This is a genomic window from Kitasatospora sp. NPDC007106, assembly GCF_040634455.1.
GTDB classification, from domain to species: domain Bacteria; phylum Actinomycetota; class Actinomycetes; order Streptomycetales; family Streptomycetaceae; genus Kitasatospora; species Kitasatospora arboriphila.
In genome coordinates, this window is record NZ_JBEYFP010000337.1 from 1 (window position 1) to 6,403 (window position 6,403).

The window sequence follows — 6,403 nt, forward strand, 5'->3', positions numbered from 1 at the left end:
AATTATGTTTTGTGGTTATTGGTGTAAATCGTTTGCCAATACACACGGGCGGCCCGCCCACCGGTCCCCCGCCGGGCCGTCACTCCGCACAGGTGACGGCCCTCGGGCGGTTGCGCGGCCGGGGCCGCGCACCTGCCGAATCGTTCCGCCCCGGCTACAGCCGGGCGGTCTTGGCGAGCAGGGCCAGTGCCTGCTCGTGCTCCTCGGGCTCCAGCGGGGCGAGGAGCAGTTCCTGCACCTCGCGCACTCCGGCCGCCGACCGGTGCAGGAGGTCCTGCCCGGCGGGCGAGAGCGACAGCAGGTTGCGCCGCCCGTCCGAGGGGTCGCGGCGGCGGAGCACCAGGCCGCGCCGGACGAGCCGGCTGACCATCTCGGCCATCGTCGCCTTGTCGAGCGAAGCGAGTTCGCCGACGGTGCGCTGGTCCGCACCCGGCTCCGTCTCCAGCGCCTCCAGCACCGCATACTGGGGCGCGGTCAGCTCGGCGCCGACCTTGTCGGACCAGAGCTTGGTGTGCACCTGCTGGGCCACCCGAATGAGGTAGCCGATCGCCCGCTGGGCGTCGAGCAGCGGACGCGCGTCGGTCAGCGCTGCGACCGCGGCCGGTTCCAGCCGGGCTATCTTGGCCATGACCCGGACGATCTCGATCTGCTCGTCGGGGGTGAGCGGCTCGAAGAGCGTCCGCTGCACGCGGACGACTCCGCCGGTGGCCTCGCGGACCGCCTGGGCGCCGTTCTGAGACAGGGCCAGCAGCTTGCGCCGGCCGTCGGCCGGGTCGCGCCGGCGCAGCACCAGGCCGCGTCGGACGAGTCGGGCCACCATCTCGGCCATCGTCGCCTTGTCCAGCGAGGCCCGTTCGCCCACGGTGCGCTGATCGGCACCGGGCTCGAGGGCGAGCGCGAGGAGCACGGCGAACTGCGGAGCCGTCAGATCGGCTCCGACGTGCTCGGACCACAAGCGGGTGTGCACCTGCTGGGCCACTCGGATGAGGTGGCCGGGCGACTGCTGCAGTCGGCCGGCCACTCGGGTTGTCGGGATCTCCCCCAGCACCATGAAATCCGTCCCGGTGTCACGCTCGGTGTGTGTGGGACACCCGAGCGGGGCAGTAACGGCGAGTAAGCGTCCCGCTGTGTGGGAGGGCGCGTCAGCCGTGCAGCCGGTGGCTGCTGGCGCACACTATACAAACGGTTCAGCCGCCCTGGCAGGCAGGGGCTGATAGTAGTCGCATGTTCGGCAAAGTTGGCATATTTCCGCCATCTGTCGGGCCCACGACAGGTCGGGTTTCGCCCGTCCGGCCGCTGCCCGCCCTCACCCTCCGTCACCTGCGGCTCTACACCCTGGCCCACGAGACTACCCGCCGGTAGGGTGTCGCCGCAGCGCGCTGTGTACCACCTTTCGCCCCGGGCTCACCGGCCGGGGCGCGCGGGGAGGCCGCCGCCCCCGGTGCCGGCCTCCCTCCCCTCCGAGAGAGACGAGTACGAGCATGACCGAGCAGTCCCCCGCCACCCGGGTCGCCGTCGTCACCGGTGGCGCCCGCGGCATCGGCGCCGCCACCGCCCTGCGCCTGGCCGCCGACGGCTACGCCGTCGCCGTGGTCGACCTGGAGGAGTCCGCGGGCAAGCAGACCGTGGACGCCATCGTGGCCGCGGGCGGCCGTGCGCTCGCCGTCGGCGCCGACGTCTCGAACGCCGAGCAGGTGCAGGCCGCCGTCGACCGGATCGCCGCCGAACTCGGCGCCCCCGTGGTGCTGGTGAACAACGCCGGTGTGCTCCGCGACAACCTGCTCTTCAAGATGTCCGAGTCCGACTGGGACACCGTCATGAACGTGCACCTCAAGGGCGCCTTCCTGATGACCCGTGCGGTGCAGAAGCACATGGTGGACGCCGGCTTCGGACGGATCGTCAACCTCTCCTCCTCGTCCGCCCAGGGCAACCGCGGCCAGGCCAACTACTCGTCCGCGAAGGCCGGTCTGCAGGGCTTCACCAAGACCCTGGCGATCGAGCTCGGCAAGTTCGGCATCACCGCCAACGCGGTCGCCCCCGGCTTCATCGCCACCGACATGACCGCGGCCACCGCCGCCCGGGTGGGCATGGAGTTCGAGGCGTTCAAGCAGGCCGCCGCGACCCAGATCCCGGTGAACCGGGTCGGCACCCCCGAGGACATCGCCCACACCATCTCCTTCCTGGCGAGCGAGGGCGCCGGCTTCGTCTCCGGCCAGGTCGTGTACGTGGCCGGCGGCCCGCTCGACTGACCCGCGGACGGGTGCTGCGGACCGTACCCGCGGCGACCGGCGCGGACGTGCCGGTCGCCGAGGGTGCGGAAGAAGCCAGAGCGTCGCAGTGCGCACAGGCCCTCCGATGGTCCACACTCGGTAGCAGACGTCCGCTGCCCGAGGAGGGCCGCGGAGCCGCAGCCGACCGGTCGCCGACGGCACGGCCGGCACTCGTACCACTGGAGGCCTCCATGTCCGAGTCCACTGACAGCCGATCGATGCCCACCCCGGACCACCTGCTCCACACCGGGGCGGAGCACCCCGTCGACCCCGAGGACCTGGTGATGGCCTCCGGCCGCACCCCCACTCCGGAGCTCATCGAGAAGGCCCGGCAGGACCTCCAGAAGTACGGCCGGGTCGCCGTGGAGCGCCTGCTCCCCTGACCTGGAGTCCGTACCGCCGCCGCCGAGAGGCCCCGCGTCCGCGGGGCCTCTCGCGTTCCGCCGCCGCGGCTCCGGCGGGGGAACCGGCGGTCCCGGCCCCACCCGGACCGCCGTGGTGCAGCGGGTAGGGTCTCTGGGGTGCGAGTCCTGACCGAATCCCCCCTCGACCGGCGGCCCGCGGCCGTCCCGCCGGCGGAGCCGGCCCGGACGCCGATCGGCCGCGGGCGCGTGCTGCTGATCGCCGCCACCGCGCTGGTGTACGCGGCGGTCGTGGTCGGGGTGCTCGCCGACACCGCCCTGGTCCGCTTCGACTGGTGGCTGGAGCTGCTCAAGCCGTACAAGCGGTGGCCCGAGGTGCGGCCGCTGCTCGACGTGTGGATCGTGGCGGGCCAGCGCGGCCCCTCCGCCATCGCCGCCTGCCTCTGGCTCGGCTGGCGCTCCTGGCGCAGCCGCACCGTGCGGCCGCTGCTGGTGATGGGCGCGGCCCTGCTGCTCCTCAACATCACCGTGGGCGGCGTCAAGATCGTCACCGGTCGGCTCGGCCCGCACTATGCGCACGTCATCGACTCCCCCGAGCTGTTCGCCGGAGGAACGATCTTCCCGTCCGGGCACACCGCCAACGCGGTGGTGACCTGGGGCGTCCTCGCCTACCTGGCGGTGCGGTGGCGGCGCACCGGGGCGGTGCTGGCCGGGCTGACGGCGGCGTCGATCGGCCTCACCACCGTCTACCTCGGCACCCACTGGATCTCGGACGTGGTGGCCGGCTGGACGGCCGGCCTGCTGGTGCTGCTCGCCCTGCCGCTCGCCGAGCCGCTGGTGGACGCCGCGGACCGCCGGATCACCGCGCTGTACCACGGCCCGGCCGGCCGCACCGGGCGCTGACCCCCGGCCTACCCTGGAAGGGGGCTGGAGGTGAGTGCCATGCGTCCGGCGAGGACACCCCGGTACTGGCGCAGCGGCACCGAGCCGGCGACCGCCCGCAGCGATCTGAAGCTGCGCTTCCTGCTGTCGGTGATGTTCCTGCCGGTGTTCGTGGCGATGACGGCCGGGTTCGCGCTCTGGGCCTCCCGCAGCACCGGCTCCGACCTGCCGAGCAGCGGTGCGCTGACGGGCTTCGCAGTGCTCTCCGGGGTGCTGACGGTGTTCGCCGCGGTGGACCTGTACGTGGTGGTCCGGCGCCGCCGCACCGAGCTGTGACGCCCGGCCCGGCGCTCGCCGCGGGCGTCAGGGCTCGCGGCGTCCGTCGACCCGGCGGGGCAGTCCGAGCGGGTTGGCGTCGTGCAGCTCGGGCGGCAGCAGCTCCTCCGGGGTGTTCTGGTAGCTGACCGGGCGGAGCCAGCGCTCGATCGCGGTGGCGCCGACCGAGGTCGAGGTGGAGGTGGTGGCCGGGTAGGGGCCGCCGTGCTGCATGGCGGGGGCGACGGCGACACCGGTCGGCCAGCCGTCGACGACCAGGCGGCCGGCCAGCGGCAGGAGGCGCTGCAGCAGCGCGGCGGCGTCCGGTCCGCGCTCGTCGGCGGCGAGCTGGACGGTGGCCGTGAGGGTGCCGTCGAGCCGGGCGAGGACGGTCTCCAGTTCGGTGGCGTCGCGGTAGCGGACGAGCACGGTGACCGGGCCGAAGCACTCCTCCAGCAGCAGGTCGGCGAGCCGGTCGGCGGCGACCGCGAGCACGCCCGGCCGGACGGCGAGCGGTGCACCGTCGGCGGGCGCCGCGCCGGCGGCGAGCAGCACCTCCACCCCGGGGAGTGCGGCGCGCTCGCGCACGCCCTCCAGGAAGGCCGCGCGCATCCGCGGATCGAGCATCGGGGCGGCCGGGGCCTGCGCGGCGGCGGCGACCACGGCCTTCTCGACGCCGGGATCGGCGGCCGGGACGAGGACCAGGCCGGGCTTGACGCAGAACTGGCCGTTGCCGAGGGTGAACGATCCGGCGAGCCCGGCGCCGATCTCCTCGGCGCGGGTGGCGGCGGCCCGCTCGGTGACGACGACGGGGTTGAGGCTGCCGAGTTCGCCGTGGAAGGGGATCGGCCGGGGCCGGGCGGCGGCCAGATCGTACAGGGCACGGCCGCCTCGGACGGAGCCGGTGAAGCCGACGGCGGCGGTCAGCGGGTGGCGGACGAGGGCCGGGCCGGCGTCGAAGCCGTGCACCAGGCCGAGGACGTCCGCGGGCAGGCCCACCGATTCCGCGGCGGCCCGGATCAGCCGGGCGGTGGTCGCACCGGTCTCCGGGTGGTCGGGGTGCGCCTTGACGACGACCGGGCAGCCCGCGGCGAGGGCGCTGGCGGTGTCCCCGCCGGGCACGGAGAAGGCGAGCGGGAAGTTGCTCGCCGCGAAGACGGCGACGACGCCGAGCGGCAGCTTCGTCCGCCGCAGGTCGGGCCGGCCGAGTGCCGGGTCGGCGTGGTCGATCACGATGTCGAGGAAGGACCCTTCGTCGACCTGGTCGGCGAAGGCGCGCAGTTGGTAGGTGGTGCGGGCGAGTTCGCCGGTGAGCCGGGCGGTTCCGAGGGCGGTCTCCGCGTCGGCGGCGGTGACGATCTCGCCGGCGGCGGCCTCCAGGTGGTCGGCGGCGGCGCGCAGCAGCGCCGTCCGGCGTGCGCGGTCGGCGAGCGCCGGGGCTGCCGCGGCGGCCGCGCGGACGGCGGCGTCGACCCCGGCTTCGCCGGCCTCCGTGGCGACCGGGCCGCGCGGTTCGCCGGTCCTCGGGTCGGTGGAGTGGACGGGGGCGGGCCGGTCGTCGGCGGTGTGCACGCGGGCCTCCTCAGCGCGGTGCCGGTCGGGTAGCGTCCGCGGCGGAGGTGCGTCCGCGGCGGTGGCGCGTGCGGGCCGGTCTCCCCGTCTCCCGCACCGCCCGGCTGTTCAGTATGCTGAACGCGGTACGACTACTTGAACTCGCGGGACGATACGCCGCGTGACGGAAGGGGTCAAGGACATGCCCTCGCCCAAGGACGCCGCGCCCGGCGGCGCCCAGGTCAAGTCCGCGGTGCGCACCGTGGAACTCCTGGAGTACTTCGCCGGCAACACCGGCATGCACAGCCTGGCCGAGGTGCAGGAGCAGACCGGGTACCCCAAGTCCAGCCTGTACATGCTGCTGCGCACCCTGGTCGAACTCGGCTGGGTGGAGACCGACGCGACCGGCACCCGCTACGGCATCGGCGTCCGTGCCCTGCTGGTCGGCAGCTCGTACATCGACGGCGACGAGGCGGTGGCCGCGGCCCGCCCGACCCTGGACCGGCTGGCCGACGACACCGGCGAGACGATCCACCTCGCCCGCCTCGACGGCACCAACGTGGTGTACCTGGCGACCCGTCAGTCCCAGCACAGCCTGCGGCCCTTCACCCGGATCGGCCGGCGGCTGCCCGCGTACTGCACCTCGCACGGCAAGGCACTGCTGGCCACCCGCACCGACGAGCAGATCCGCCGGCTGCTGCCGGAGAAGCTGGAGCCGCTCACCGAGCACACCCACACCGACCGCGAGGAGCTCATCGAGGAGCTGCAGCGGGTGCGCGAGCTCGGCTACGCCGTGGACCGCGAGGAGAACACCCTCGGCGTGCGCTGCTTCGGCGTGGCGATCCCCTACCGGCATCCCGCGCGGGACGCGGTGAGCGTGTCGGTGCCGGTCGCCCGGCTGACCCCGGGCCGCGAGCAGACGATCCGCGACGCCCTGATGGACGCCCGCGACCGCCTCACCCTCGCCACCCGGCACCTCTGACCGGCCGCCCCGCACCGCACCGGCCGCACCGCACCGGCCGG

Annotated in this window: 6 protein-coding genes and 1 pseudogene; 5 read left to right on the forward strand and 2 right to left on the reverse strand. The window is 74.2% G+C overall.

What is annotated here, in order from left to right; all coding sequences use genetic code 11:
* Nucleotides 1–154 precede the first annotated feature (154 nt).
* Entirely contained in the window at nt 155–979 is an 825-nt protein-coding gene (locus ABZ641_RS22620) for a MarR family winged helix-turn-helix transcriptional regulator (RefSeq protein ID WP_359984340.1), read from the reverse strand.
* A gap of 502 nt (nt 980–1,481) precedes the next feature.
* Here ABZ641_RS22620 and fabG point away from each other — a divergent pair.
* The 4 genes and pseudogenes from fabG (at nt 1,482) to ABZ641_RS22640 (ending at nt 3,850) form a co-directional block, all read left to right on the forward strand.
* Nucleotides 1,482–2,249, forward strand: coding sequence for a 3-oxoacyl-ACP reductase FabG (gene fabG, locus ABZ641_RS22625; RefSeq protein ID WP_030272069.1), 768 nt, complete (start codon nt 1,482–1,484; stop codon nt 2,247–2,249).
* A gap of 212 nt (nt 2,250–2,461) precedes the next feature.
* Nucleotides 2,462–2,653 carry a hypothetical protein gene (locus ABZ641_RS22630; protein ID WP_030272071.1) on the forward strand — a complete coding sequence of 64 codons (192 nt, stop codon included), beginning with the start codon at nt 2,462–2,464 and terminating at the stop codon, nt 2,651–2,653.
* A 213-nt stretch (nt 2,654–2,866) separates the two neighbouring features.
* Nucleotides 2,867–3,484, forward strand: a pseudogene (locus ABZ641_RS22635) (phosphatase PAP2 family protein); the annotation flags it as partial.
* A gap of 90 nt (nt 3,485–3,574) precedes the next feature.
* Nucleotides 3,575–3,850, forward strand: a complete 276-nt coding sequence (locus tag ABZ641_RS22640; protein ID WP_359984347.1) for a DUF6343 family protein — start codon at nt 3,575–3,577, stop codon at nt 3,848–3,850.
* Nucleotides 3,851–3,877: 27 nt separating this feature from the next.
* Here the strand turns inward: ABZ641_RS22640 and ABZ641_RS22645 are convergent, their stop codons facing one another.
* A complete protein-coding gene (locus ABZ641_RS22645) occupies nt 3,878–5,401 on the reverse strand; it encodes an aldehyde dehydrogenase (NADP(+)) (RefSeq protein ID WP_359984344.1) in 1,524 nt (507 codons plus the stop codon).
* A 181-nt stretch (nt 5,402–5,582) separates the two neighbouring features.
* Here ABZ641_RS22645 and ABZ641_RS22650 point away from each other — a divergent pair, with 181 nt between their 5' ends.
* On the forward strand, nt 5,583–6,362 hold the full coding sequence (locus tag ABZ641_RS22650) for an IclR family transcriptional regulator (protein ID WP_344621886.1): 780 nt from the start codon (nt 5,583–5,585) through the stop codon (nt 6,360–6,362).
* Nucleotides 6,363–6,403 lie beyond the last annotated feature (41 nt).

Bases quoted from the DNA above. Each gene is read 5' to 3' on its own strand.
- fabG (WP_030272069.1), top strand. From the start codon at position 1,482: ATGACCGAGCAGTCCCCCGCCACCCGGGTCGCCGTCGTCACCGGTGGC.
- ABZ641_RS22630 (WP_030272071.1), top strand. From the start codon at position 2,462: ATGTCCGAGTCCACTGACAGCCGATCGATGCCCACCCCGGACCACCTG.
- ABZ641_RS22640 (WP_359984347.1), top strand. From the start codon at position 3,575: ATGCGTCCGGCGAGGACACCCCGGTACTGGCGCAGCGGCACCGAGCCG.
- ABZ641_RS22650 (WP_344621886.1), top strand. From the start codon at position 5,583: ATGCCCTCGCCCAAGGACGCCGCGCCCGGCGGCGCCCAGGTCAAGTCC.